The sequence below is a fragment of the Enterobacter sp. GER_MD16_1505_Eko_090 genome, assembly GCF_003331015.1.
Classification (GTDB): Bacteria; Pseudomonadota; Gammaproteobacteria; order Enterobacterales; family Enterobacteriaceae; genus Enterobacter; species Enterobacter roggenkampii.
Genome location: NZ_PUQF01000011.1, coordinates 93,651 through 118,872, shown reverse-complemented (window position 1 = coordinate 118,872; position 25,222 = coordinate 93,651). Strand labels below are relative to the sequence as shown.

Genomic DNA, 25,222 nt, shown 5'->3' with positions numbered 1-25,222 from the left:
CGCCCGGTTAGCGCATGACGATAAGGTGTTCGGACCCCGCCGGTAATCCGTCAGGTTTGATATTCTCCAGACGCAGCACGTTACCCATAATCTCGCTGAAGACAGGCGCGGAGACGGCACCGCCGTAGTAGGCCCCGTTTTGCGGATCGTTAATCACCACCACCAGAGCAAAACGCGGATTGCTGGCAGGCGCAACGCCCGCGGTGTAGGCGACGTATTTATCGACATATTTCCCGCTATCGTCAATTTTCTTCGCCGTGCCGGTTTTCACCGCCACCCGGTAATCACGCACGGCAGCCTTAACGCCCCCGCCGCCCGGCAGCGCAACGCTCTCCATCATGTGCTCCACTTCGTGCGCAATCTCTTCCGGCATGACGCGGTGCCCGATAACGGGGGGATCGATGCGGGTGATGGAGAGAGGACGCTCAAGCCCGAACCCGCCAATCGTGGCGTAGACGTGGGCCAGCTGGAGCGGCGTGACCATCAGCCCGTAGCCGAAGGCAAAGGTCGCGCGATCGAGCTGGCTCCAGTATTTACGCTGTGGCAACAGCCCCGAGCTTTCCCCCGTTAAGCCAAGCCCCGTATTGGTGCCAAAACCAAAGTTTCGATAGGTATCAATAAGGTGCTGAACGGGCATCGCCAGAGAAAGCCGGGAAACGCCGGTGTCGCTCGATTTTTGCAGGATCCCGGTCATCGTCAGCTCAGGGTAATAGCCCACGTCGCGAATGCGATGCCCGTCAAGGGTATATGGATGGGTGTCAATCACGCTATCCGGCTGGACCAGGCCCTGCTGCAGGGCCGTCATCAGCACCAGCGGCTTGACGGTCGAACCGGGTTCGAACGTATCGCTGATCGCGCGGTTGCGGAAATCATTTATCGTCGCGCCTTCCCGATTATTGGGATTGAAATCCGGATAGCTCGCCATCGCGAGTATTTCCCCGGTTGGGATATTAATTAATACCGATGCCCCCGACTCGGCCTTGTTCCAGGCCACGGCATTGTCGAGCGCATCTTCGGTGATGGTTTGCAGCCGCTCGTCAATACTTAACTGAATGTTATGCGCCGGTGAGGGCGCGATTTCAGTCAGGTTTTCAACCACGCGCCCGTAACGATCTTCCCTCACCTGACGCACGCCCGGCTTGCCGGTGAGTTGGGCGTTGAAGCTCTTTTCCACACCTTCAATGCCCTGCCCGTCAATATTGGTGAAACCAATCAGGTTCGCTGCCACATGGCCAGCAGGATAAAAACGGCGGGACTCGTCGCGTAAATTGATGCCGGGCAGATTCAGTTTATCGATCCACTTTGCCTGTGCCGGATCGACCTGGCGGGCAAGGTAAATAAAACGACCCTGCGGGTTGGCGTTGATGCGTGCCGAGAGCGTGCCGAGGGAGAGATGCAGCGCGCTGGCCAGCGCCTGCCAGCGCTCATCAAGGCTGACGCCCCCTTTTGCCAGCACCGTCTTAGGATCGGCCCAGACGGCCTGGACAGGCACGCTCACCGCCAGAGGGCGACCCTCGCGATCCATTATCATGCCGCGCGGCGCATCAATCGCCAGCTGGCGGAGGGATCGCATATCTTCCTGCTTCACCAGATTGTCAGGCTTAATGATTTGCAGCCAGGCAACGCGGCCCAGCAGAAAAGCCAGACTACAAAAAATAGCTAAACAGAGCAGCACAAAACGCGCCGGCGTGAAATTTCCGACGGTCGCTATCGATTTCTTCTTCACCTGAACCCCAGGACTGTAAAACAACGCACTGATTTAACGGGAAAAGATGGGTTTAGGGTGGCAAAACAGTGCTACTAACCTCGCAGCTTTGCAACAAGTTACTAACAAGACCGTGGATGGTAATATTTTGAAAGATAAGGGACATAAAAAAGCCCCGCGACAGGCGAGGCTTTATGTCTGAGAGTGAAGTGCCGGGCACTTCAGTCAGCAGCGGTTCGATCAGATAGCAGTTACGTTAACTGCAGCTGGGCCTTTCTGGCCGTCCTGAATTTCGAACTCAACGTTCTGGCCTTCAGCCAGAGTTTTGAAGCCGTTACCCTGGATTGCAGAGAAGTGTACGAACACGTCTTTGCTGCCGTCAGCAGGAGTAATGAAACCAAAACCTTTAGACTCGTTGAACCACTTAACTTGACCTTTAATCTTTGCCATTTTGCAAAATTCCTTAGAGTGTTTTCTTAGCCCGCAGGCATTAACTGAGATAAAACTGAGACATTACTGCATGAGGCACTAATATAAGGTTCGGCAGAGAAGCGGTATTCAACGACAACGTGTTTACTCAGGACTTCTTTACTGAAAATGCCACACATAAACAGAACTGTACCTCGTTTGACCCAAAACGTGTTATCACACACTATGTTTAATATGGCAAGCCATTTTTAAACATGTCTCGATCCGCCGCACAAATTCGAACAGTGCCTGTCAGGTTTTGCACAATTATGCGCATCGCGTACAGACAGCCCTGCTGCGTAACAAAGACCCAGCATTGCTTGCACAACCGCTGTAATCTAAGACTTTTTTAACATAGCTCATTCATTACGAACCGTCCAGCAACCAGGAAAAGAAATCTTTCGTCCTGATTGAGTTAGAACAATTTGTGAAAAGTTATGCTTAAATCATTGTAACGCGACCAAATTGTTTCAGAGAAAAAACACTGTTAAAAACCCGCTTCCATCTGTATTAAAATGCACCAGCGAATAAACAGCGTTATGCACCAAAATAATGAAATTTTTATGACTCTGCATCAAAAGAAGGCAAGCAAAACGTTTCGATAAAAATAAAACATTCCCAGGCGCGTTTACATCATGAATGTATGCAACAATTTATCGCTTCGTTTAGAAGGATAAATATTCACCAATTTTCAGTATCCTGAAAGAATGATTAACTGGTGCTAAATTATCGAGCGCGTCAGTTAACTCCTGCACAGGTTCATCTAAAGCTTCATCTGCCAGTTCAAACACGCCCCAGTGAATGGGAAACGCCAGAGGGCAACCCAACTGCTGCCACAATGCCACCGCTGATTGCGGATCCATATGATGAACAGCCATGAACCATCGTGGGGCATAGGCACCAATCGGCAACGCGGCGGCATCTATCTGGCCCAGGCGTTCAGGAATCAACAACAGCTCAGGCGAATAGCCGGTATCACCGCTGAACCAGAAACGGTGATGCCGTCCTTCCATCACCCAGCCGCACCATAAGGAACGATTGCGGTTCCATGGCGTGCGCATGCTCCAGTGCTGTGCCGGCACGGCGGTCAGCGTCATCCCCTGCCAGGTGAAACTCTGCCACCAGTCGAGTTCGACCACGCGTTTTGCTCCCCGGCGACGAAACCAGTCGGCCAGGCCCAACGGAACGAAACAACAGACGTCGGGAAAGCGCTTGAGGATTCTGCGAATGGTTGCGTCATCAAGATGATCGTAATGATTATGGGAGATGACAACCGCATCAAGCTGATGAAGTTGCTCGACAGACAGTACGGGAGGCGTTTTGCGCTGGGGTCCCAGGAAAGGCAGCGGAGAAGCACGTCGTGAAAACACCGGATCGGTAAGGATGATATTGCCGTCCAGCTGCAGCAACACGCTCGCGTGTCCGAGCCACCACACCCCATCTTCATGAGATTGCGCCAGCTCAACGGGTTGCCACCACTGGCGGATGAAATCGTCATAACCCAGCGCGGGCGGCTTCGGTAAACCGGCATCTTTGCGCGCTTTACGCCAACGGTCAAGGTCACCGGGTTGATGTCCGACAGGAAGGGTATTACGAAAACCGTTCGGGGTATGATGTTTCAGGGAGGGGTTATACCAGGGATTTTTCCAGACCACAGCCACCTCCCAGGACAAAAAAGATTAACGCTCAGCCACCAGGCGGATAAAGTCGTCTTCGTCTTTGTTATCTTCAGCGACCGCGTCTTTCGGCGCGTCTTTCTCTTCCGGTTCGTTAGCCTCGCAAAGACGGCGTAGCAATGCATTCTGGCGTTTTTGCTGATCGAGCAGCGCTTCCAGCAGTTCGATCTGCTCATTTGTACGCGAACTGGCCCGATTCACGAAAAACCAGATGACCAGCCCCACAAGCAGAACCACCAAAGAAATCATCAGGGATGCCATATTCAGCAGCCCTGAATTCAGTAACTCACCCATTTCACCACCTCAATAAAAACGTCTATTTTACCACTGGCGTGAAGGAAGGAAATCACGTTGAGAAAAAATGTGTATTACCACGGAATAAATTTGTTGATTGCGCAAACGCCGCTAAAAAACTGTACATCCTGATCGCACATCACATTGATCGTCTGCGTCCATAACACCACGCACGCTATCAGTACGATAATCAGAATTACCCAGCGTATTTTTTTCACTCCACACTCCGTCTAAGGACCTGATGTAACAAGATTATCACGCTTATCTTAAACAAGGGCTAACTGCGCCACCATCGCGGTTTTTAAGAATGCTGCACTTGTTTCATTGCGTAAACACGTTACGCTAGCATTACGATAACAACGATAAAAGAGGTAATAATGCGATTCATCATTCGAACAATTATTGCACTGGCCCTTGTCTGGATTGGCCTTCTGTTAACGGGCTATGGTGTGCTTGTGGGGAGCACAGAAAACGCAGCCGGGTTAGGCATTCAGTGTAAATACCTAACCGCACAAGGAATGAGCACCGCCCAGTATCTGCATACTGACAGCGGGATCATTGGCTTAACCCAATGTCCTGTACTGCGTAAAACATCCGTCGTGATTGATAACGGCTAATCAGCCAGGTTCATGGGACATAAAAAACGCCGCATCAGATGCGGCGTTTTTTCATTTCAGCAGGGATTAAAACGGGTAGTCGTGATAGCCCATCTGTTCAGAAATTTTACGTGCGGCAGTGTGCAGAATAGTCACATACTCATGCAGACGCTCTTCGGAGAAGCGTAAGGTTGGGAAAGAGATGCTTAAGCCCGCAATCACCACCCCAAAGCGGTCAAATACCGGGACGCCGATACAGCGCAGCCCCTCTTCCTGCTCTTCGTTATCTTCGCCATACCCTTGCTCGCGCACGCGGTCGAGCACCGTCAGCAGCGCTTCAGTACTGGTAATGGTTCGTTCCGTGCTGCGCTTGTATTCCACGCCTTCGAGGATCTGCTCCACTTCCTCGCGATCGCGCCACGCCAGCAGAACCTTACCAATCGCGGTACTGTAGAGCGGGTTGCGGCGCCCAATGCGCGAATACATGCGCAGATTGTACATGGAGTCGATTTTATGGATGTAAACGATGCTGTCTTCATCCAGCGCACCGAGATGAATGGTCTCTTTGGTCAGGCGAGAGATTTCACGCATCTGAATGTCCGCGCTGCGGATCAGGTCAACATTTTGTAGCGCACGCGCACCTAATTCAAACAGCTTCAGCGTCAGAGAATATTTTTCAGATTCGCCTTCCTGCGCAACGTAACCCAATGATTTCATGGTTTGCAAAAAGCGATAAACGGTGCTTTTTGACATCATCACGCGCTGTGACAGCTCTGTAATACCTATTTCACGCTCTTCTCCAAGCGCCTGTAAGATGCCAAACACCTTCAGTACGGAAGAAACAGAATCTGGTTGTTTATCCAAATCCGCAATAGCCATTTACCACCTCATAGCGAGTGTTTTATAAAAATCAGAACTGGTTTTTATTATAAGTTCCCGTCATGTCAGCTGCAATCAATCCGCGTTTACTTCGTTACAAATCTGCGACATATCGCGGCTGTAACAATGCTAAAATAGTTACCCTGAGAATAATTTCACGCTGAGCTTTTTACTCCTGATGGAAAAGAATCTTTCCGATGGCCTGCCCTTACCCCAGCGGTATGGCGCAATAGCGACCATCATTATCGGTATCTCCATGGCCGTCCTTGACGGCGCGATTGCGAACGTTGCCCTGCCAACCATCGCCAGCGACCTGCATGCCTCACCCGCCAGTTCGATTTGGATTGTTAACGCCTACCAGATTGCGATTGTGGTTTCATTGCTCTCGTTCTCTTTCCTGGGCGATATGTTCGGCTATCGCCGGGTGTATCAGTGTGGCCTGGTGGTTTTCACGTTTACCTCCCTGTTCTGCGCCCTTTCAGATTCACTGCATACCCTGACGCTGGCGCGTATCGCGCAGGGTTTTGGCGGCGCGGCGCTGATGAGCGTAAACACGGCGCTGATCCGTTTGATTTATCCGCAGCGCCATCTGGGGCGCGGGATGGGTATAAACTCGTTTATTGTGGCCGTCTCTTCAGCCGCCGGGCCAACCATTGCGGCGGCGATCCTTTCCGTCGCGTCATGGCAATGGCTGTTCGCCATTAACGTGCCGCTGGGTATCCTCGCCATCTTCTTTGCCCTGCGCTTTCTTCCCGCTAACGGCCCCAAAAGCAGCATGCCGCGCTTCGACGTGACGAGTGCGGTGATGAATGCCCTGACCTTCGGCCTGCTGATTACGGCGCTGAGCGGCTTTGCGCAGGGACAATCGCTGATGCTTACCGGCGCTGAGCTCATCGCCCTGCTGGCGATCGGCTTCTTCTTTGTTCGCCGCCAGCTCACCCTCCCCGCGCCTTTGCTGCCCGTTGATCTGCTGCGTATTCCTCTCTTTTCACTCTCCATTTGCACGTCCGTCTGCTCGTTTTGCGCCCAGATGCTGGCTCTGGTCTCTCTGCCCTTCTTTCTGCAGAGCGTGGTAGGCCGGTCAGAAGTGGAGACCGGACTGCTGCTCACCCCCTGGCCGCTGGCGACCATGGTGATGGCCCCTCTGGCAGGGTACTTAATTGAACGCGTTCACGCCGGTTTACTCGGGGCGCTGGGGCTGGCGGTAATGGCGACAGGCCTTTTCGCACTGGCATTGCTGCCTTCGTCGCCTTCCGATCTGGACATCATCTGGCGCATGATCCTCTGCGGCACGGGGTTTGGGCTTTTCCAGTCCCCCAATAACCACACCATTATCACCTCAGCACCGCGCCATCGTAGCGGAGGGGCCAGCGGCATGTTGGGAACCGCGCGTCTGCTTGGGCAAAGCACCGGTGCAGCGCTGGTCGCCCTGATGTTTAACCTCGCAGGCCAGAACGGCAACCATGTTGCCCTCCTCACCGCCGGTGTACTTGCCACCCTCGCGGCTATCGTCAGCGGCCTGCGGGTGACCCAGCCCAGGGTTCAGGCATAAAAAAAGCCGGGCGGAGTGTTCTCCTGCCCGGCTTATTGTGTTTTGTTGCGTTACTTCAGGTATTCCCCACTGCGCAGCGCTTCAATACGTTTATCCAGCGGCGGGTGAGACATAAACAGCTCGCTCAGCGATTTGGATTTACCGTTAATGCAGAAGGCCATCATGCTGTTCGCTTCCTGCGGCTCGTAGGAGGTTTTCAGACGCTGCAGCGCGGCAATCATCTTCTCGCGACCAACCAGCTTCGCAGAACCGGCATCCGCGTGGAATTCACGGTGGCGGGAGAACCACATCGTGATGATGCTCGCCAGAATACCGAATACCAGTTCCAGCACCATCGACACGGCAAAATAGATCAGCGGGTTGCCGTTGCTCTCTTCGCCTTCGTCACGGTTGCCGCCCATGAAGCCAGCGGCAATCTGCGCCAGAATGCGGGAGATAAAGATCACGAAGGTGTTTACCACGCCCTGAATCAGGGTCATGGTCACCATGTCACCGTTTGCGATATGGCTGATTTCGTGGGCGATAACCGCTTCGGCTTCGTCACGGCTCATGTTCTGCAGCAGTCCGGTGCTAACAGCGACCAGTGACGCATCGCGGCGGGCACCCGTGGCGAACGCGTTGATGTCCGGAGCATGGTAAATGGCCACCTGCGGCATGGCGATCCCGGCCTGACGGGATTGCTGAGCCACCGTATTCATCAGCCACTGTTCCATATCGTTACGCGGCTGTTCAATAACCTCACCCCCTACCGATTTCAATGCCATCCACTTCGACATCAGCAGGGAGATGAACGAGCCACCAAAACCAAACAGCAGCGCCATAATCAACAGACCCTGAACGCTGCTCGACTGAATTCCTGTCAGGCTTAGCACAAGCCCGAAAACCACCATCACCGCCAGGTTGGTGAGCAGGAAGAGCGCGATTCGCATCATAATTTTCTTTTTACCTCAGTTTAACAAAACGCACTATGCGATTACCCACATCGTATGGGTATTGCGGCTATTTTCAAGCATCCGGCGGGCGTAAGTCACCAGAAAGACACAACTTTACACAATTGAAAATCTGGCTGACGGAAGGATGAAGAACAAAAAGAAACAGGCACAATCTCTTGTGCCTGTTGGGAGGTTATTTTGCCGGAGCGGGCTGTACGGCAGGTTTCTCTTTTTCCTGATTCGCCAGGTCGAGCGCGATATGCACCGTCTCGTCGAGATACGGATCCGGCTCCTGGTAATCTTTTGGCAGATCGTCCAGTTTCTTGAGCAGAGGTTTACCTTCACGCTTGAAGCGATCGTTGATACGCGCCAGGCGGGTTGCATCGTCTTCGTTGTTCTCTTTTTCACGCTGCGCGTAGTTCAGAGAAACAATATTCCGCTTATCCTTCAGAGCATTGAATCGCGCAATGTCCTTCATGATGTACTGGAACTCCGGATCTTTCGCGATGCGGTCGTTATGCGCCTTCAGCAGCTCAGGGCCAAATTGCGTCATATCACCCGCTTTCACGTAGGTCGCGGCATTGATGCTGTCCCACGGCAACGCGTTATCTTCAAACTTCTCGCCGGTTTCCGTCTCCTGGGTGCCTGTCGGCATGATAATGTCCGGCGTGACACCCTTACGCTGCGTACTGCCGCCGTTTACGCGGTAGAATTTCTGAATGGTGTACTGAACCGAGCCCAGTGCAGGCCATTCCGGACGCAGCATTTGATCGTAAATCCGATTCAGAGAGCGGTACTGCTGAACGGTGCCTTTACCGAAGGTTGGCTCACCGACGATCAGCGCGCGGCCGTAGTCCTGCATGGCAGCGGCGAAGATCTCAGATGCAGATGCACTGAAGCGGTCAACCAGAACCACCAGCGGGCCTTTGTAGTAGACCACACCGTCATTGTCCGCATCTTCTCGCACTTTACCGTTGTTATCGCGCACCTGAACCACCGGGCCAGATGGGATGAACAGGCCAGAGAGTGAAACCGCTTCCGTCAGCGCCCCGCCGCCGTTACTGCGCAGGTCGATGATGATGCTGCTGACGTTCTGCTTTTCAAGTTTCTGCAGTTGAACTTTCACATCGTCAGTCAACCCGACGTAGAAGCCAGGAATATCCAGGACACCCACCTTCTCTTTACCCACGGTTTTCACCGACATTTTCACCGCGCGATCTTCCAGACGGATACGCTCACGGGTCAGGGTAACGATACGGGTTTTGGTACCTTTTCCGGCAGGCAGAATTTCCAGACGAACCTTGCTGCCCTTCGGACCTTTGATCAGCGCAACCACGTCATCAAGACGCCAGCCGATCACATCGACCATGTTCTGGCCGGTTTGTCCCACACCCACAATGCGATCGCCTACGCTAATGGCTTTGCTTTTGGATGCCGGACCACCCGCGACCATCGAATTGATCACCGTATAATCATCGTCCATCTGCAGCACCGCGCCGATACCTTCCAGAGACAGGCTCATTTCGGTATTAAACTGCTCGGTGTTGCGAGGTGAGAGATAGTTTGTGTGCGGATCGATTTCGTGCGCAAAGGCCGTCATGGCCAGTGAGAAAACATCCTCACTGTTGGTCTGTGCCAGGCGACGAATGGCAAATTTGTAACGACGCGTCAGCGTGTCACGGATCTCTTTTTCGTCTTTGCCGGTGAGCTTAAGGCTCAGCTCGTCGTATTTCACTTTGCCGTCCCACAGCGCATTCAGCTCGGCTTCATCTTTTGGCCAGGGCGCTTTGCTGCGGTCCAGATTGAAGGTGTCGTTGCCGGTGAAGTCCATCGGACGTTCCAGCACTTTCAGCGCGTACTGATAGCGTTCGAAGCGGCGCTTTTGCGACAGGTTGTAGAGATCGTAGAAGAGATCCAGCTTGCCTGAACGCAACTCGTCACCCACCTCGGATTTCCGCTTAGCGAACTGCTCGACATCGCTGGCGAGCAAAACGTTATGGCTGTAATCCAGCAAGTTCAGATAGCGGTCAAAGATTTTGGCCGAAAAGGCCTGATCGAGATCGAACTGACGATAGTGCGAACGGGTGAAACGTGAGGTCACGCGCTCGCTCACCGTCGCGTGCTGCGTCTCTTCCTTGAGTACCGGAATTTGATCAACACGCGTGATATCGTCCACTGCAAAGGCGTGACCTGTTATAGCAAACAGGCCCGCCAGCGCGGTGAGCTTAAAAAAAGTGTTCATGCCAGGCTTGGCCTCCGTTTCAGAACAACAAGTGTTCTGCGCGTACAATCATTGACATACCAGAAGTCAGCTGTACACGAACGCCATCTTTGGTGATTTCCAGTACGGTGGCGTCCATAGCATTGTTACCCGCTTTTACCTTCAGTGCCTGACCGACGCTCAGGGCGTTGATGTCAGAAACCGGCGTATGGCGCGGCTCTTCACGAGGCGCACGCGGGGCTTTTGCTGCTGGTTTGTCTGCACGCGGTTTGCGATCGTTATTATCGTGACGACGCGGCGCAGGGCGTGGTTTACGCTCGCGACGAGGCGCTTCTTCCTGGCCGTTTGCCGCGGCGGCTTCGCGTTTTTTCGCTTGCTGTTCCGCACGTTGTGCCTGAACGCGTGCTTTGGCTTCTTCCAGCTGCTTGCGCGCGTGCTCAACGTGCTGCTCGTCCAGCTCACCGCAAGGGTTGCCGTCGAGATCAACGCGGGTCGCGCCAGGTTTGATACCGTACAGGTAACGCCAGCTCGAAGTATAAAGACGTAAGGCGGAACGCAGCTGAGTTTTGCTGAGGTTCATTTCCCCTTCAACACGCGCCACCAGATCCTGAAAAATACCGACTTTCAGGGGACGAGCTTCGCCTTCCGCGCTGAAGCACTGCGGGAAACGCTCGGCCAGAAATGCGATAACTTCTTTACTGCTATTCAACTTAGGTTGATTTTCCATGAAATTTCCTGATTACAACGGACGTTGCCAACAAGCGCAGGCATGAACAGGCGTCATTATAATGACGCTATCAGTAAATGCTACGTTATCCGTTGATTATCCTGCGACGCTCGCAAAGAATTTTTGATAATCGGTTGCTGCGAGTACGTTTTCCAGATTCGCCACCAGCTCGCGCAGCCCCTGTTCGTCCTCGGTTGTAAAGCGACTGAAGACCGTACTGTCGATGTCCAGAACGCCAATAATCTGATTTTTGACCACCAGCGGCAGAACGATTTCAGAATTACTGGCGGCATCACAGGCGATGTGCCCGTCAAACGCATGAACGTCTTCCACACGCTGGACCTGATTCTCGGCCACCGCCGTGCCGCATACGCCACGCCCTACCGGAATACGCACGCAGGCCAGTTTGCCCTGGAACGGACCGAGCACCAGCGTTTCACCTTCCAGAAGGTAAAAGCCAGCCCAGTTCACGTCAGAGAGACGTTCAAACAGCAATGCGCTAGTATTTGCCAGAGTGGCTAAGAAGCTGGTCTCACCCGCCATCAATGCCTTAAAATCGCGGTTCAGATCCGCGTAGAATTCTGTTTTGTTCATTATTCAATCACTTAGTTGTCTTACAAAATTACCGCATAGCCTATTAAAATAAGCATTAAATGCGCTCATGCTCAAGATGAATCCGTTCATGAGTTATTATAACTTTCAACAATACTTATTTGTGCGCAGCTGATGGCCTTAAAAACAACCAAAATTACGCCGACGAGAAAGATAACTGTCCATACGGTAAGCGAAGCTTTGCCTCGTGCACATTATCAGCGTTGCCCCCAGTGCGATACGCTTTTTATGTTGCCGAAGATGAAATCGCACCAAAGTGCCTTCTGCCCCCGCTGTGACGCCAAAATTCGCGATGGCCGCGACTGGTCGTTGACCCGCCTCGCCGCCATGGCCGTTACCATGCTGCTGCTGATGCCCTTCGCCTGGAGTGAGCCGCTGCTAAAACTCTACCTGCTCGGCGTGCGCATTGACGCCAACGTGCTGCAGGGCATCTGGCAGATGACCCGTCAGGGCGATCCCATCACCGCCGCGATGGTGCTGTTCTGCACCGTCGGCGCCCCCCTGGTGCTGGTTGCCGCCATTGCCTATCTCTGGTTTGGCAACATTCTTGGCATGAACCTTCGCCCGGTGCTGCTGATGCTGGACAAGCTCAAAGAGTGGGTGATGCTGGATATTTATCTGGTGGGCGTGGGGGTTGCGTCAATAAAGGTGCAGGACTACGCCTTTTTGCAGCCCGGCGTCGGACTCTTTGCCTTCATCTGTCTGGTATTGCTGAGCATCCTGACGCTGATCCACCTGAACGTTGAGCAGCTCTGGGAGCGATTCTACCCTCAGCGCCCCGCCACGCGTCCCGATGAAAATCTGCGCGTCTGTCTGGGTTGCCACTATACCGGGTTACCCGACACGCGCGGACGCTGCCCGCGGTGCCACATTCCGTTGAGACTGCGGCGCAATAACAGCCTGCAAAAATGCTGGGCGGCGCTGATCGCCTCCCTGGTGTTTCTGATCCCCGCCAATATGCTGCCGATTTCCATCATTTACGTGAATGGTGGACGTCAGGAGGATACTATCCTCTCCGGGATTATCTCCCTTGCGCACAGCAATGTCGGGGTGGCGGCGATCGTCTTTATTGCCAGTATCCTGGTTCCCTTTACCAAAGTGGTGGTGATGATCACCCTGCTCATCAGCATTCACTTAAAGTGTGAACAAGGTTTACGGACCCGCATTTTGCTCCTGCGATTCGTCACCTGGATTGGCCGCTGGTCAATGTTAGATCTGTTCGTGATTTCGCTGATGATGTCGCTCATCAATCGCGATCAGTTACTTGCTTTTACAATGGGACCCGCGGCTTTTTATTTCGGCTCTGCGGTGATATTGACTATTCTTGCTGTGGAATGGCTGGATAGCCGCTTACTTTGGGATGCACATGAGTCAGGAAACCCCCGCTTCGCCGACTGAAGCGAGAATTAAAACAAAACGCCGCATTTCGCCATTCTGGTTGCTGCCCGTCATCGCCCTGATGATTGCAGGCTGGCTTATCTGGACAAGCTATGAGGATCGCGGCAGTACCGTCACCATTGATTTCCAGACCGCCGACGGCATCGTCGCCGGGCGAACCCCCGTTCGCTTCCAGGGGGTTGAAGTGGGTACGGTTCAGGATATCTCCCTTGGAAAAGGGCTGAACAAGATTCAGGTGCGGGTCAGCATTAAATCTGACATGCAGGATGCCCTGCGCAGCGAAACGCAGTTCTGGCTGGTGACGCCAAAAGCCTCGCTGGCCGGTGTTTCCGGTCTGGATGCGCTCGTCGGCGGTAACTATATCGGCATGATGCCCGGCAAAGGCGAACCGCAGGATCACTTTGTTGCTCTGGATACGCAGCCTAAATACCGCCTCAATAACGGCGATTTGATGATTCATCTCCAGGCGCCGGATCTCGGTTCCCTGAACAGCGGCTCCCTGGTCTATTTCCGTAAGATCCCGGTTGGCCGCGTGTACGATTACGCGATTAACCCGAATAAACAGGGCGTCACCATTGATGTGCTGATCGAGCGCCGCTTCACCAATCTGGTGAAAAAGGGCAGCCGCTTCTGGAACGTGTCCGGCGTGGATGCCGACCTCAGCCTGAGCGGTGCGAAAGTGAAGCTGGAGAGTTTGGCCGCACTGGTGAACGGCGCCATCGCCTTTGACTCCCCGGAAAACTCAAGCCCTGCCACGGCTGATGACACGTTCGGATTGTACGCCGATCTGGCGCACAGCCAGCGCGGCGTGATCGTCAAACTCGCCCTTCCCGATGCTAAAGGACTAAAAGCGGGTTCAACGCCGCTGATGTATCAGGGTCTGCAGGTCGGCCAGCTCACCAAAATGACGCTCAACCCGGGCGGTTCGGTCACCGGCGAAATGACGGTCGATCCGAGCGTGGTCGATCTCCTGCGCGAGAAAACACGCATCGAAATGCGCAGTCCAAAGCTCTCTCTTAACGATACCAGCCTCAGCACGCTGCTGACCGGCAATACCTTTGAGCTGATCCCCGGGGAAGGTCAGCCCAGCAATAGCTTCGTGATTGCCCCGGCGGATAAAGCCCTGCTGCAAAAGCCGGGCGTCGTGACGGTTACGCTCAATGCGCCAGAAAGCTATGGCATTGAAGCCGGTCAGCCGTTGATTTTACACGGCGTGCAGGTGGGACAGGTGCTGGAGCGCAAGCTCTCCGCGGATGGGGTGCAATTCTCCGCCGCCATCGATCCGCAATACAGTGACCTGGTACATGGCGACAGTAAATTCGTGGTGAACAGTCGCGTCGACGTGAAGGTAGGTCTGGACGGCGTGGAGTTTCTCGGCGCCAGCGCCAGCGAATGGGTGAACGGCGGCATCCGTATTTTGCCGGGGGATAAAGGCCCCGTGCGCGACAGCTACCCGCTGTATGCCAACCTTGAGAAAGCGATTGAAAACAGCCTGAGCGATCTTCCTACCACCACGCTGACGTTAAGCGCCGAGACCCTGCCGGACGTTCAGGCGGGCTCCGTGGTGCTGTATCGCAAGTTTGAAGTCGGGGAAGTGATCACCGTTCGCCCGCGTGCCGACGCCTTTGATATCGAACTGCACATTAAGCCGGAGTACCGCAAGCTGCTGACGCCGAACAGCGTCTTCTGGGCTGAAGGCGGTGCGAAAGTGCAGCTGAACGGTAACGGACTGACCGTACAGGCCTCTCCGCTGTCACGCGCGCTGCGCGGGGCGATTAGCTTCGATAACCTCAGCGGAGCGGGCGCGAACCTGCGTAAAGGCGATAAGCGAATTCTCTTCCCGTCCGAGACCGCCGCACGCGCCGTGGGCGGGCAGATTACCCTGCACGCGTTTGATGCCGGCAAGCTGGCGGAAGGCATGCCCATCCGCTACCTGGGCATTGATATCGGGCAGATCCAGAAGCTGACGCTGATCACCTCGCGCAACGAGGTGCAGGCTACCGCCGTGCTCTACCCGGAATATGTGCAGACCTTTGCGCGCGCGGGTTCGCGCTTCTCGGTGGTGACACCGCAGATCTCGGCCGCAGGCGTTGAGCATCTCGACACCATTTTGCAGCCGTACATCAACGTGGAGCCCGGCCAGGGCAATGCCCGTCGTGATTTCGAGCTGCAGGAAGCCACGATCACCGACTCGCGCTACCTTGGCGGCCTGAGCATCGTGGTGGAAGTGCCGGAAGCCGGCTCGCTGAGCATCGGCACCCCTGTGCTGTTCCGCGGCATTGAGGTCGGTACGGTCACGGGCCTGACGCTCGGGACGCTCTCCGACCGCGTGATGGTGGCGCTACGCATCAGCGAACGCTACCAGCACCTGGTGCGTAATAACTCGGTGTTCTGGCTGGCATCCGGCTACTCGCTGGACTTCGGCCTGACGGGAGGCGTGGTGAAAACCGGGACCTTCAACCAGTTCATTCGCGGCGGTATTGCGTTTGCCACACCGCCGGGGACGCCGCTGGCGCCGAAAGCGCAGCCGGGTAAACATTTCCTGCTGCTCGAAAGCGAACCGAAAGAGTGGCGCGAATGGGGAACCGCCCTGCCGCGTTAATCTGCAAGGCTCCGGTGTCAACGCACCGGAGCCTTTATGTTACACTGCGCACCTGAACTTTTCCCTGTGGTGTGCCCGTGGCTCAAAACTCCGTATTTCTTCCTGAACAATTCCTGGCGCAGATGCGCGAGGCGCTTCCTTCTCACCTGTCGTTAGACGATTTTATCGCCGCCTGCCAACGTCCGTTACGCCGCAGTATTCGCGTCAACACGCTGAAAATCAGCGTCGAGGATTTTCTGGCGCTGGTCGCGCCCTACAGCTGGCAGCTTACGCCGGTACCGTGGTGCGCTGAGGGGTTCTGGATCGAGCGCGATGACGAAGACGCCGTGCCGCTGGGAAGCACCGCTGAACATCTGAGCGGCCTGTTCTATATCCAGGAAGCCAGCTCGATGCTGCCGGTGGCTGCTCTGTTTGCAGAGGGCAATGCGCCTGAACGCGTAATGGATGTGGCCGCGGCGCCTGGCTCAAAAACCACGCAGATTGCCGCCCGTATGGGTAACCGCGGCGCGATCCTCGCCAACGAGTTTTCCGCCAGCCGCGTGAAGGTATTGCATGCCAACATCAGCCGCTGCGGTATTCATAACGTTGCCCTGACGCACTTCGACGGCCGCGTGTTTGGCGCTGCCCTGCCGGAAGCCTTCGACGCCATTCTGCTGGACGCCCCCTGCTCCGGCGAAGGGGTGGTGCGTAAAGATCCCGATGCGTTAAAGAACTGGTCCGTGGAAAGCAACATTGAGATCGCCGCCACGCAGCGGGAGCTGATCGAGAGCGCATTCCATGCCCTTCGCCCTGGCGGCACGCTGGTCTATTCAACGTGCACCTTAAACCGCGATGAAAACGAAGACGTCTGCCTGTGGCTGAAAGCGCAATACCCGGATGCGGTCGAATTCCTGCCGCTTAACGATCTGTTCGCCTCGGCACAGGAGGCGATTACGCCGGAGGGTTTCCTCCACGTATTCCCGCAGATTTACGACTGCGAAGGCTTCTTTGTGGCACGTCTGCGTAAAACGCAGGCGGTTGCTCCCCTGCCCGCCCCCAAATTCAAGGTCGGCAACTTCCCGTTTGCCCCCCTCAAAGGTCGCGATGCAGCACAGCTTGCCGCCGCCGCCGAAAAAATTGGCCTGGTCTGGGATGAGAGCCTGCACCTCTGGATCCGTGATAAAGAGGTATGGCTGTTCCCGGCTGAGATCGAACCGCTCATCGGAAAGGTCCGTTTTTCCCGAATCGGAATCCGCCTGGCGGAAGTGCATAATAAAGGCTATCGCTGGCAGCATGAGGCCGTCATCGCCCTTGCCGGGCACGAGAATACCTTTGCCCTGACGCATCAGGAAGCCGAAGAGTGGTACCGTGGTCGCGATGTCTATCCTGACAGCACGCCATCAGGCGATGAAGTGATCGTGACGTATCAGGGATACCCGCTCGGGCTGGCAAAAAAAGTCGGTTCACGACTGAAAAACAGCTATCCGCGCGAGCTGGTCCGGGATGGACGACTGTTTACCGGTAACGATCGCACGGCCTGAAAAAAAGCGCATTTTTTTACTGGCGATTTTGCTCTCCTTGTCTACGATCAAAAATGGGTGGCCGTACTGGTCATACCAGATTTTGACAACCGACCCGGAGAGCACTATGACGAAAACCAGCGTGCGTATTGGCGCTTTTGAGATCGACGACGCAGAACTGCGCGGCGAAGCGCAAGGCGATCGAACGTTAAGTATTCCCTGCAAATCCGACCCGGATTTGTGCATGCAGCTCGATGCATGGGATGCAGACACCAGCGTCCCGGCAATACTTGATGGCGAACATTCTGTTCTTTACCGTGAGCATTACGATAGTAAAACCGATGCCTGGGTCATGCGTCTTGCCTGACCTAAAGAGAACCCGCCCGAAGGCGGGTTATTTATTACTGCAGCTGCGCCAGCGTAAAGTAACCGTCAAATACGGCGCCCGTATCAATGTAGTGGAGATTGTCAAAATCATACCTTCTGTCGACGGGCGTATGTCCGAACCAGAAATGATCCGCACCGCTAATGCCCTGCCCTTTACCCACCATAAACCCCATCAACCGATCGCGATCCCATAAAACGCGCTGGGCGCTCACCGGTTTTTGCCAGCGGTATTCCGCTGCCGGATAATCCGCATGGGCAATCACGTTCAGACCGTTCGCACAGGTTATCTCGATGATATGCGGTAAATCGCGACAGGCTTCAAGCCACGATAGCGCAAGGTGTTGCTGGTCCCGTTCAAGTTGCCTGAACCATATTCCGCCATTCATTGTCCAGAGTGAAAAATCGTTATTATCCAGACTGTCGAGCGCCATTTGCTCATGGTTGCCCCGGACGGCACGAAACCATTTTTCATTGATAAGCTGTAATGATTTAACGCTGTCCGGACCGCGATCGATCATATCCCCAACGGAAATAAGCAAATCCTCATACGGATTAAAATGACGGCGTTTAAGCTCATCCATAAGCCGCTGATAACAGCCATGTATATCGCTAACCACCCAGACGTGACGCCACTTTCGACCATCTATTCGCCCATACATAGAACCTCCCACAAGAGAGTGTAGCTGCAGCTAGCATATGCGCAGGGAAGCTCCGCTGGAGCGCTTTTCATAAAGTTAAACAAACAGTAAACTAAGGATAAATAAATATTTCACCAGTATTAATACACTTTTGCATGCCCCTAAAATATGCATTGCATAAACTTTGAGGTCTTTCCGTGTCAAATAAGCGCCTGCAAGAAGATGCGCCACATTCGCATCGTACCCATATCATTTCCGCACTGGTGAAAGGTAAACTCGTTCCAGGTCCTATCTGGCAAAAACGCGAGTACCGTCTCAAATTTCTGTTACGTTCACTGCTGTTCTGGTCTTCCACGCATCGCATGCTCGATGCACTGGCTCGCCGCAACGATTTCGACCAGCTGCTGGCTTCGCAAATCACCCTGCCGAGCAAAACGCATCGCCAGTATCTCATGCGGGGGATGAATGCCAACGCACGGGCCAATGCCATCATCACCCATTATCAGTGGATTGACTCCCTGAGAGATGCCGGGCTAATCGCCGCCTTAACCGGGCCGCAAGAACAATCCATTGTTGAGTTTCATGCTAAAGATGGCGTGAGCTATAACGTTAATGCCATGAACGCAAGTAAAGCAGAGCGTGAGGGCGAGTGTACGCTGTGGCTGCGTGATAACGAAAATACCCTGCTTGCGAGCGTGACGTTTTGCGTTACGCGTGAAAACGGAGAATATGCGCTGGTGATTGGGGGTCTTCAGGGCCCGCGCCGCAGCGTATCCCGCGATGTAATCAAACAGGCGACCCGTGCCTGCCATGGTCTTTTCCCGAAACGCGTGTTGATGGAAGTGCTTTTCCAGCTTGCAACCCTCTCCGGCATGAAAGCCATTTACGCAGTCAGCGATGAAGGGCATATCTTCCGCGCGCTGCGCTATCGTCTGAGTAAAGGTCGTCATTTCCATGCCAGCTACGACGAGTTTTGGGCTTCTATTGACGGTCAAAAACGCTCGACCTTCAGTTGGCAGCTCCCGCTGCATATGGAGCGCAAATCCCTTGAAGAAATTGCCAGTAAAAAACGCGCTGAATACCGCCGTCGCTTTGAGCTGCTTGATGAAATCGAAGCGTCTGTTAGGTCGTACTTTTAGACCCCGCACGCGCTTTACTGAATTGCACACGAAAATTTAACAAAACAGGCAAAAAGGGCTGGACTACAGCATGCCGTAGTGTGTTATGTTTTAACCAGACGTACAGGACGTGCGCTGCAGAAGTGAGACAACAAAAGGATTAGTCTTTTACTTTCATGCAGATAAAAAGAGACCGAATACGATTCCTGTATTCGGTCCAGGGAAATGGCTCTTGGGAGAGAGCCGTGCGCTAAAAGTTGGCATTAATGCAGGCTAAGTCGCCTTGCCTTTTAAGAATAGATGACGACGCCAGGTTTTCCAGTCCACAGCTAAAGCGGTCGGAAAAAAAGCGCCAGAGCATCATAAAATGTGAAAAACCGCAGTGCTTTCGCAAGCATCTGCGGTTTTTTATTGGAAACCTGAACGTTAGCAGAGCTTGTCGGCGCGCTCGATAAACGGGGCCAGGCTCATTTTCTGTCCCGGATTCGCCGGGTCATCGATCTGAATGATGCTAATCGGCTGGCCGCTGCTCTTTCCGCTGGCCACCTGCTGCTCGGCGGTTTCATTTAACGGGTATTGCACCAGCGTGCTCGGGTTGATGGCATACAGCGCATGGCCCGGACGGCAGGTCAGCATCACCTCTTCGCGGTTGAACGCCCATTTATCCTTACCCACTTCAAAACGGCTGACGGTGATAACCTGCGGTGCGGCAAACGCGCTCCCCGTGCAGGCCAGCAATATGAGAGAAAGTACTGTCTTTTTCATATGATATTTAACCTTGTCAGAAGGGTTCCCAGGTGGCGAACAGACTGACCGTTGCCAGTACCAGCGCCCCCAGGACCACTTCTGCCTGTGTCATCCTGATAAAAATCTGTTGTGCTCGCCCGGTCTCCGGACGAAACCGTGGCACCAGAAAATACCGATTTGCCAGCGCAATTACCACCATCAACGCCACCAGCGCACATTTGAACAACAAAAACTGCACGTAGTCAGCCTGCCAGGGAATATGGACGCCCAGTATCATGAGTGCATTGATCGCTCCGCTGAGCAGCACGCCCGCGACCGCATAATGGCCCACGCGCGAGAAGCGCATCATGGTATAGATGGCGGCATTCTGCCAGCGCCCTTTCGCCAGACGCATGCAGAACAGCAGGGGCAGTAATCCGCCAAGCCAGGTAGCAGCACAGATCAGGTGAAAAGCGTGATTAAGGCGCTGCAGCGCCCCCATCGGACCGTCGTTCATCGCCGCGTGCCCTACCCCCGCCAGCAGGATAAGCTGCCCCATGGCGAGCAGCAGCAGCCGCGAACCCTTCAGCGGCGCGAGCCATGCTGCAGCGACCGTCATCGCAGCGAGAATCATTTGCCACAGCCAGACGCCGCCAAACTGTGTCCTCATTACGCCGGACCAGACCTGTGGGGCAAATACATCGCCCCAGCCGTTACCCATCTGCCCGCCCTGAAGCATAAACATCAGGAGTGCAGCCGCCAGGCTCACAAAAGCCGCCACTTTCTGCTGCAGCTGGAAACGTCGGGACATCAGCCGCTGGAGAGAGGAAGGCGCAAACCAGACGCTGTAAAGCGCGTTGCCAAAAATCAGCATCAGCGCCCCGAAATGGATAAAGCGCAACCCGATATAACACAGCGCCAGCATGCTATTTCACGCTAAAGTGATAGCTACCTTTGGTTTTATGACCGTCTACAGAGACGACATGCCAGTCTACCTGGTACGTCCCTGGCGTCAGCGTTTGGTCCAGCGGAACGGTGAGCTGCGCCTTGTTCTTTTCGTCGCGCGTGGCGGTTCCCGTTTTGATGACCTGCTTTTGCGCATCCGTCACCACCACACCGCTAAATCCCGGTTCGATGCCTTCTGAAAAATTCAGCGTCAGTGCCTGCGGAGCGCTCACCACGCTGTCCGCTGCCGGGATCGGCTGCTTAAGGTGCGCATGCGCCAGCACGGAGGGGGTCATCATTGTAGAGGCCAGAAAAACCAGTGCGCATACCGCGCGGGAAGCGGAGAAACCCATCGCAATCATTCCTTTTTGTTATGTCTGTATGCTAAAGAATAACGCTGTATAATAAACGAGTCGAGGATCATCCTGCCTCCGCTTGTCATCGTCGTGCAATCGCGGTAACGTTGCCGCCGCATAAAAAGGAGAAGGTAATGAAGATCAATCTGGCCGCCCTTCCACAGGACGAGATGGATAAAGTGAATGTCGATCTCGCTGCCGCTGGCGTCGCGTTTAAAGAGCGTTACAACATGCCTGTCGTGGCTGAAGTCGTTGAACGGGAACAGCCCGCCCATCTGCGCGACTGGTTTCGCGAAAGACTCATCGCCCACCGTCTCGCCTCGGTCAACCTCTCCCGTTTACCGTACGAACCTAAAGTTAAATAAGCTTAACGAGCCGTTACACTTCCTTACGCTGAATCTGGCAGGATAAGAAAACCCTGATAAATTTAAGTGTATTCTTAAATCCCTGCGACTCAGTGTATAAGGAAGTCACGATGTCACATTGGAATATAGCGGCGGCCCAGTATAGCGGGCAGCATCAGAGTGTCGATGACCATATCACGCACCACCTGCGCTTCATCGCCGAAGCAGCACGGCAGGGGTGCGATCTGCTGGTGTTTCCTGAACTGTCATTAACAGGCTCGGGAACGACGACGTTACCTCTCCCACCCGGCGACGCCCAGCTGGAACCGCTGCTCGACGCGGCGCATCGTTACCGGATAACCGTGATTGCCGGGCTCCCCGTGGAGCGGGATGGTCAGCGCCAGAAAGGTCTCGCGCTCTTCACCCCCGCTCGTCAACGCATCCTTCGCTACCCGCAAGGTGGCGGAGCCAGCCTGGTGCCGGGAGAGAAACAGCTTAGCATTATTGATGCGCATGCCGATTCCCCCAATCTCGATCCCAGAGCGTCGCTGTTTACCAGCTGTCAGTCAGTGGAGGATAACCGCTGGCGGCAGTCCATCAGTACCCTGCAGCGCTTCGCGCATAAATATGCCATAGCGGTGCTGATGGCGAACGCCTGCGGCGGTAGCGCGCTGTGGGATGAGAAAGGCCAGCTGATCGTTCGCGCGGATAAGGGCGAGCTGCTGTTGACCGGCACGCTCGGCGGAGAGGGTTGGCAAGGCGATATCATTCCTTTAGGCTAGGCGTTTTAAGCTCAGGAGTGTTCAATGCTGCGCGTCATCGATACCGAAACTTGCGATCTTCAGGGCGGAATTGTGGAAGTGGCCTCTGTCGACGTGGTTGATGGTAAAATCGTCAACCCAATGAGCCATCTGGTGCGTCCTGACCGCCCCATCAGCCCTCAGGCGATGGCTATCCATCGCATTACCGAATCGATGGTGGCGGACAAGCCGTGGATCGAAGAGATCATTCCCCACTATTACGGTAGCCCCTGGTACGTCGCGCATAACGCCAGTTTTGACCGCCGGGTGCTCCCTGAAATGCCCGGGGAATGGATTTGTACTATGAAGCTGGCGCGTCGCCTCTGGCCGGGCATTAAATACAGCAACATGGCGCTGTACAAGTCCCGCAAGCTCAGCGTCCGCACGCCTGAGGGGCTTCATCATCACCGGGCCCTGTATGACTGCTATATCACCGCCGCGCTACTGATTGATATCATGAATACCTCTGGCTGGACGCCGGATGATATGGCGACCATCACCGGCCGTCCCGCACTGCTGACCACGTTTACCTTTGGTAAATACCGGGGCAGAGCGGTGTCGGATATTGCGGATAAAGACCCGGGCTATTTGCGCTGGCTGTATAACAACCTTGACAAAATGAGCCCGGAACTGCGCCTGACGCTAAAGCACTATCTGGGCGAAGCTTAACGCTCTGCACGGCCTGGCAGCGTCTCCTGCGCCAGGCCAATCAGGAAGGCATACTCCAGCGCCACCCCTTCATACGATTTAAATCGTCCCGATTTCCCGCCGTGTCCGGAATCCATGTCGGTACACAGCAGCAGCAGGTTGTCGTCGGTTTTCAGCTCCCGCAGTTTCGCCACCCATTTTGCCGGCTCCCAGTACTGCACCTGAGAGTCATGCAGACCGGTGGTGACCAGCATGTGGGGATAGGCTTTCGCCTCGACGTTATCGTAAGGGCTGTACGTTTTCATATAGCGGTAGTAAATCTCATCCTGCGGATTCCCCCACTCTTCAAACTCCCCGGTCGTCAGCGGAATGGATTCATCGAGCATGGTCGTCACCACATCGACAAACGGCACCTGCGCGACAATCCCCTTAAAGCGTTCGGGACGCTGGTTGATAACCGCTCCCATCAGCATGCCGCCCGCGCTGCCGCCCATGCCAAAGCAGAGTTTCGGATCGCCATAGCCCTGATCAATCAGCGCATCGCAGACGTCGAGGTAGTCATTGAAGGTGTTTTTCTTTTTCAGGAATTTCCCGTCCTCATACCAGTGCTGCCCCAGCTCACCGCCGCCGCGAATATGGGCGATGGCGAAAACAAAGCCGCGGTCGAGCAGGCTTAAACGGCTGCTGCTGAAATCAGCATCCATGCTGGAGCCGTAGGAGCCGTAGCCGTACACCAGGATCGGGTTTTTGCCTTTCTGGAAATGGGCTTTGTGATAGACAAGCGAGACGGGGACCTCGACGCCATCACGGGCGGTGACCCACAGGTGCTCGCTGCGGTAGTTTTCGGACTCAAACCCTTTAACCTCGGTCTGCTTAATTACCTGACGCTGCCCGGTATCCATGTCCAGCTCAAACAGGGTGTCCGGTGTGGTCATGGATGAGTAGCCGTAGCGCAGCCGCGATGATTCGGGTTCGGGATTGAACCCAATCCACGTCACATAGGCCGGGTCGTCGAACGCGATCCCCACCACTTCCCGCGTTTTGCGGTTGATTTGCCGGATGCTGGTCAGCCCGCGCTGGCGCTCCTCCACCACCAGCCAGTCGGTGAACAGGGTAAACCCTTCCAGCATCACCTGATCCCGCGCGGGGATAAGCACCTCCCACTTGCGCTCATCGCGTACTTTGGTTTTATAGAGGCCAAAGTTTTTACCCTCGCGATTCGAGCGCAGATAAAAGCTGTGCTGGAAGTGATCCAGGCTGTACTCATGATCCTTTCGGCGCGGCAGAAAACAGAGCGGCTGGGCGTCCGGCAGTTCGGCATCCAGCAGCAGGACTTCCGACGTCGTGGCGCTGGCCAGGAAGATAATGACATAGTGGCGCGAAGAGGTTTTATGCAGGCTGACATAAAACGTTTCGTCTTTCTCTTCGTAGACCAGCTCGTCGTCAGCGGAGTCCGTTCCGATGGTATGCCGCCATACCTGATAGGGCAGCAGCGTAGAGGCGTGCTTTTTGACGTAGTACACCGTCTCGGAATCATTCGCCCAGACAAAATCCGGGGAGACGTTTTCCAGCATTTCCGGATACCAGTTGCCGGTGTCCAGGTTGCGAAAACGCAGGCCGTACTGGCGACGGGAGAGATAATCCTCCGCCAGCGCCATCACCGCGTTATCCGGCGAAATGGACATGCCGCCCAGAGTATAAAACTCGCTGTGGGCCGCGCGTTGGTTGGCATCCAGCAGAATATCCCACGCATCCCATTCGGCGCTCAGGACCGACTGACGCTGGTAGATGGGATACTCGTTGCCGGGCTCATAAATATGGCGATAGCGATAGCCATTTTTGGTCCAGGGCGCGGAGATATCGCGCTGGGGAATACGCTGCACCATTTCATTCAGCAACTGGTCCTGAAGCGTCTGCTGGCTGGACATGACCTTGCGGCCGTAGTCGTTTTCCTCGTGCAGGTAGTCGAGCACCTCTGGCCGGGAGCGTGAATCGTCCCGTAGCCAGTAATAGTTGTCTATACGCGTATCGCCATGCGTGGTGATCGCATAAGGTATACGTCGGGCTTTCGGTGGCATGTCGTCATTCTTTTTCGTTTT

At 54.7% G+C, this 25,222-nt stretch carries 25 protein-coding genes and 1 pseudogene; 10 read left to right on the top strand and 16 right to left on the bottom strand.

All coding sequences use genetic code 11. The annotated features are described in order from the left end of the window. Positions 1 to 7 precede the first annotated feature (7 nt). From ftsI to mgrB, 6 genes and pseudogenes are all read right to left on the bottom strand, one after another. Positions 8 to 1,726, bottom strand: coding sequence for a peptidoglycan glycosyltransferase FtsI (gene ftsI / locus C6A40_RS14125; protein WP_045335016.1), 1,719 nt, complete (start codon positions 1,724 to 1,726; stop codon positions 8 to 10). 219 nt (positions 1,727 to 1,945) lie between these two features. Then, positions 1,946 to 2,155 (bottom strand): transcription antiterminator/RNA stability regulator CspE, encoded by a 210-nt coding sequence (gene cspE / locus C6A40_RS14120; protein ID WP_001062678.1) that lies wholly within the window; start codon positions 2,153 to 2,155, stop codon positions 1,946 to 1,948. A gap of 13 nt (positions 2,156 to 2,168) precedes the next feature. Next, positions 2,169 to 2,313, bottom strand: a pseudogene (locus tag C6A40_RS14115) (DUF2627 domain-containing protein). A gap of 525 nt (positions 2,314 to 2,838) precedes the next feature. Further along, positions 2,839 to 3,828: an MBL fold metallo-hydrolase gene (locus tag C6A40_RS14110; protein ID WP_084832312.1), complete on the bottom strand. Its 990-nt coding sequence runs from the start codon at positions 3,826 to 3,828 to the stop codon at positions 2,839 to 2,841. A gap of 24 nt (positions 3,829 to 3,852) precedes the next feature. Continuing rightward, on the bottom strand, positions 3,853 to 4,143 hold the full coding sequence (locus C6A40_RS14105; RefSeq protein WP_008500484.1) for a YebO family protein: 291 nt from the start codon (positions 4,141 to 4,143) through the stop codon (positions 3,853 to 3,855). Between the two features lie 74 nt (positions 4,144 to 4,217). Beyond that, positions 4,218 to 4,361, bottom strand: coding sequence for a PhoP/PhoQ regulator MgrB (gene mgrB, locus C6A40_RS14100; RefSeq protein ID WP_006175995.1), 144 nt, complete (start codon positions 4,359 to 4,361; stop codon positions 4,218 to 4,220). 159 nt (positions 4,362 to 4,520) lie between these two features. Here mgrB and C6A40_RS14095 point away from each other — a divergent pair, with 159 nt between their 5' ends. Next, entirely contained in the window at positions 4,521 to 4,760 is a 240-nt protein-coding gene (locus tag C6A40_RS14095; protein ID WP_008500483.1) for a YobH family protein, read from the top strand. A 66-nt stretch (positions 4,761 to 4,826) separates the two neighbouring features. On the opposite strand, the gene kdgR is transcribed toward C6A40_RS14095, so the two are convergent. After that, entirely contained in the window at positions 4,827 to 5,618 is a 792-nt protein-coding gene (gene kdgR, locus C6A40_RS14090; RefSeq protein WP_008500482.1) for a DNA-binding transcriptional regulator KdgR, read from the bottom strand. A gap of 178 nt (positions 5,619 to 5,796) precedes the next feature. Here kdgR and C6A40_RS14085 point away from each other — a divergent pair, with 178 nt between their 5' ends. After that, positions 5,797 to 7,170 (top strand): MFS transporter, encoded by a 1,374-nt coding sequence (locus C6A40_RS14085; RefSeq protein ID WP_045335020.1) that lies wholly within the window; start codon positions 5,797 to 5,799, stop codon positions 7,168 to 7,170. 50 nt (positions 7,171 to 7,220) lie between these two features. Here the strand turns inward: C6A40_RS14085 and htpX are convergent, their stop codons facing one another. From htpX to C6A40_RS14065, 4 genes are all read right to left on the bottom strand, one after another. After that, on the bottom strand, positions 7,221 to 8,102 hold the full coding sequence (gene htpX / locus C6A40_RS14080) for a protease HtpX (protein ID WP_014884290.1): 882 nt from the start codon (positions 8,100 to 8,102) through the stop codon (positions 7,221 to 7,223). A gap of 193 nt (positions 8,103 to 8,295) precedes the next feature. Continuing rightward, a complete protein-coding gene (prc, locus tag C6A40_RS14075; RefSeq protein WP_025910096.1) occupies positions 8,296 to 10,344 on the bottom strand; it encodes a carboxy terminal-processing peptidase in 2,049 nt (682 codons plus the stop codon). Between the two features lie 19 nt (positions 10,345 to 10,363). Further along, complete coding sequence (gene proQ, locus C6A40_RS14070; protein WP_014884292.1) at positions 10,364 to 11,050, bottom strand: RNA chaperone ProQ; 687 nt, start codon at positions 11,048 to 11,050, stop codon at positions 10,364 to 10,366. 96 nt (positions 11,051 to 11,146) lie between these two features. Continuing rightward, on the bottom strand, positions 11,147 to 11,644 hold the full coding sequence (locus tag C6A40_RS14065) for a GAF domain-containing protein (RefSeq protein ID WP_008500476.1): 498 nt from the start codon (positions 11,642 to 11,644) through the stop codon (positions 11,147 to 11,149). Positions 11,645 to 11,776: 132 nt separating this feature from the next. Here C6A40_RS14065 and yebS point away from each other — a divergent pair, with 132 nt between their 5' ends. From yebS to C6A40_RS14045, 4 genes are all read left to right on the top strand, one after another. Further along, entirely contained in the window at positions 11,777 to 13,060 is a 1,284-nt protein-coding gene (gene yebS, locus C6A40_RS14060) for a membrane integrity lipid transport subunit YebS (protein WP_021240425.1), read from the top strand. Then, positions 13,029 to 15,662: a PqiB family protein gene (locus C6A40_RS14055; RefSeq protein WP_045335023.1), complete on the top strand. Its 2,634-nt coding sequence runs from the start codon at positions 13,029 to 13,031 to the stop codon at positions 15,660 to 15,662. The genes yebS and C6A40_RS14055 overlap by 32 nt, the downstream gene beginning before the upstream one ends. Before the next feature lie 77 nt (positions 15,663 to 15,739). Next, on the top strand, positions 15,740 to 17,182 hold the full coding sequence (gene rsmF, locus C6A40_RS14050; protein ID WP_045335025.1) for a 16S rRNA (cytosine(1407)-C(5))-methyltransferase RsmF: 1,443 nt from the start codon (positions 15,740 to 15,742) through the stop codon (positions 17,180 to 17,182). Between the two features lie 106 nt (positions 17,183 to 17,288). Further along, positions 17,289 to 17,528, top strand: coding sequence for a YebV family protein (locus C6A40_RS14045; protein ID WP_008500472.1), 240 nt, complete (start codon positions 17,289 to 17,291; stop codon positions 17,526 to 17,528). A gap of 34 nt (positions 17,529 to 17,562) precedes the next feature. Here C6A40_RS14045 and pphA read toward each other — a convergent pair whose 3' ends face one another. After that, on the bottom strand, positions 17,563 to 18,207 hold the full coding sequence (gene pphA / locus C6A40_RS14040) for a protein-serine/threonine phosphatase (protein ID WP_045335027.1): 645 nt from the start codon (positions 18,205 to 18,207) through the stop codon (positions 17,563 to 17,565). Between the two features lie 176 nt (positions 18,208 to 18,383). Between pphA and C6A40_RS14035 the strand changes: the two genes are divergently transcribed. Beyond that, positions 18,384 to 19,325, top strand: a complete 942-nt coding sequence (locus C6A40_RS14035) for a VirK/YbjX family protein (RefSeq protein WP_045335029.1) — start codon at positions 18,384 to 18,386, stop codon at positions 19,323 to 19,325. Between the two features lie 405 nt (positions 19,326 to 19,730). Here C6A40_RS14035 and C6A40_RS14030 read toward each other — a convergent pair whose 3' ends face one another. The 3 genes from C6A40_RS14030 to yobA are packed head-to-tail and all read right to left on the bottom strand — an operon-like array spanning position 19,731 to position 21,328. Beyond that, complete coding sequence (locus C6A40_RS14030) at positions 19,731 to 20,069, bottom strand: YebY family protein (RefSeq protein ID WP_008500468.1); 339 nt, start codon at positions 20,067 to 20,069, stop codon at positions 19,731 to 19,733. A gap of 16 nt (positions 20,070 to 20,085) precedes the next feature. Further along, the gene (copD, locus tag C6A40_RS14025; RefSeq protein ID WP_008500467.1) at positions 20,086 to 20,955 is read right to left on the bottom strand and encodes a copper homeostasis membrane protein CopD; all 870 of its coding nucleotides are present in this window, start codon (positions 20,953 to 20,955) and stop codon (positions 20,086 to 20,088) included. A gap of 1 nt (position 20,956) precedes the next feature. Next, on the bottom strand, positions 20,957 to 21,328 hold the full coding sequence (gene yobA, locus C6A40_RS14020; protein ID WP_008500466.1) for a CopC domain-containing protein YobA: 372 nt from the start codon (positions 21,326 to 21,328) through the stop codon (positions 20,957 to 20,959). 137 nt (positions 21,329 to 21,465) lie between these two features. Here yobA and C6A40_RS14015 point away from each other — a divergent pair, with 137 nt between their 5' ends. From C6A40_RS14015 to exoX, 3 genes are all read left to right on the top strand, one after another. Continuing rightward, entirely contained in the window at positions 21,466 to 21,696 is a 231-nt protein-coding gene (locus C6A40_RS14015) for a DNA polymerase III subunit theta (protein WP_008500465.1), read from the top strand. 110 nt (positions 21,697 to 21,806) lie between these two features. After that, on the top strand, positions 21,807 to 22,457 hold the full coding sequence (locus tag C6A40_RS14010; protein ID WP_008500464.1) for a carbon-nitrogen hydrolase family protein: 651 nt from the start codon (positions 21,807 to 21,809) through the stop codon (positions 22,455 to 22,457). Between the two features lie 24 nt (positions 22,458 to 22,481). Continuing rightward, the gene (exoX, locus tag C6A40_RS14005; protein ID WP_008500463.1) at positions 22,482 to 23,144 is read left to right on the top strand and encodes an exodeoxyribonuclease X; all 663 of its coding nucleotides are present in this window, start codon (positions 22,482 to 22,484) and stop codon (positions 23,142 to 23,144) included. Here the strand turns inward: exoX and ptrB are convergent. Next, complete coding sequence (ptrB, locus tag C6A40_RS14000) at positions 23,141 to 25,201, bottom strand: oligopeptidase B (protein ID WP_023293953.1); 2,061 nt, start codon at positions 25,199 to 25,201, stop codon at positions 23,141 to 23,143. The genes exoX and ptrB overlap by 4 nt on opposite strands. Positions 25,202 to 25,222: the final 21 nt, after the last annotated feature.

Excerpts from the sequence above, each read along its gene's own strand:
- cspE (WP_001062678.1), bottom strand. The coding sequence starts at position 2,155 with ATGGCAAAGATTAAAGGTCAAGTTAAGTGGTTCAACGAGTCTAAAGGT.
- exoX (WP_008500463.1), top strand. The coding sequence starts at position 22,482 with ATGCTGCGCGTCATCGATACCGAAACTTGCGATCTTCAGGGCGGAATT.
- proQ (WP_014884292.1), bottom strand. The coding sequence starts at position 11,050 with ATGGAAAATCAACCTAAGTTGAATAGCAGTAAAGAAGTTATCGCATTT.
- C6A40_RS14095 (WP_008500483.1), top strand. The coding sequence starts at position 4,521 with ATGCGATTCATCATTCGAACAATTATTGCACTGGCCCTTGTCTGGATT.
- htpX (WP_014884290.1), bottom strand. The coding sequence starts at position 8,102 with ATGATGCGAATCGCGCTCTTCCTGCTCACCAACCTGGCGGTGATGGTG.
- C6A40_RS14085 (WP_045335020.1), top strand. The coding sequence starts at position 5,797 with ATGGAAAAGAATCTTTCCGATGGCCTGCCCTTACCCCAGCGGTATGGC.
- C6A40_RS14010 (WP_008500464.1), top strand. The coding sequence starts at position 21,807 with ATGTCACATTGGAATATAGCGGCGGCCCAGTATAGCGGGCAGCATCAG.
- C6A40_RS14045 (WP_008500472.1), top strand. The coding sequence starts at position 17,289 with ATGACGAAAACCAGCGTGCGTATTGGCGCTTTTGAGATCGACGACGCA.
- C6A40_RS14030 (WP_008500468.1), bottom strand. The coding sequence starts at position 20,069 with ATGAAAAAGACAGTACTTTCTCTCATATTGCTGGCCTGCACGGGGAGC.
- pphA (WP_045335027.1), bottom strand. The coding sequence starts at position 18,207 with ATGTATGGGCGAATAGATGGTCGAAAGTGGCGTCACGTCTGGGTGGTT.
- C6A40_RS14065 (WP_008500476.1), bottom strand. The coding sequence starts at position 11,644 with ATGAACAAAACAGAATTCTACGCGGATCTGAACCGCGATTTTAAGGCA.
- kdgR (WP_008500482.1), bottom strand. The coding sequence starts at position 5,618 with ATGGCTATTGCGGATTTGGATAAACAACCAGATTCTGTTTCTTCCGTA.
- yebS (WP_021240425.1), top strand. The coding sequence starts at position 11,777 with ATGGCCTTAAAAACAACCAAAATTACGCCGACGAGAAAGATAACTGTC.
- prc (WP_025910096.1), bottom strand. The coding sequence starts at position 10,344 with ATGAACACTTTTTTTAAGCTCACCGCGCTGGCGGGCCTGTTTGCTATA.
- C6A40_RS14055 (WP_045335023.1), top strand. The coding sequence starts at position 13,029 with ATGAGTCAGGAAACCCCCGCTTCGCCGACTGAAGCGAGAATTAAAACA.
- yobA (WP_008500466.1), bottom strand. The coding sequence starts at position 21,328 with ATGGGTTTCTCCGCTTCCCGCGCGGTATGCGCACTGGTTTTTCTGGCC.
- ptrB (WP_023293953.1), bottom strand. The coding sequence starts at position 25,201 with ATGCCACCGAAAGCCCGACGTATACCTTATGCGATCACCACGCATGGC.
- C6A40_RS14105 (WP_008500484.1), bottom strand. The coding sequence starts at position 4,143 with ATGGGTGAGTTACTGAATTCAGGGCTGCTGAATATGGCATCCCTGATG.
- C6A40_RS14015 (WP_008500465.1), top strand. The coding sequence starts at position 21,466 with ATGAAGATCAATCTGGCCGCCCTTCCACAGGACGAGATGGATAAAGTG.
- copD (WP_008500467.1), bottom strand. The coding sequence starts at position 20,955 with ATGCTGGCGCTGTGTTATATCGGGTTGCGCTTTATCCATTTCGGGGCG.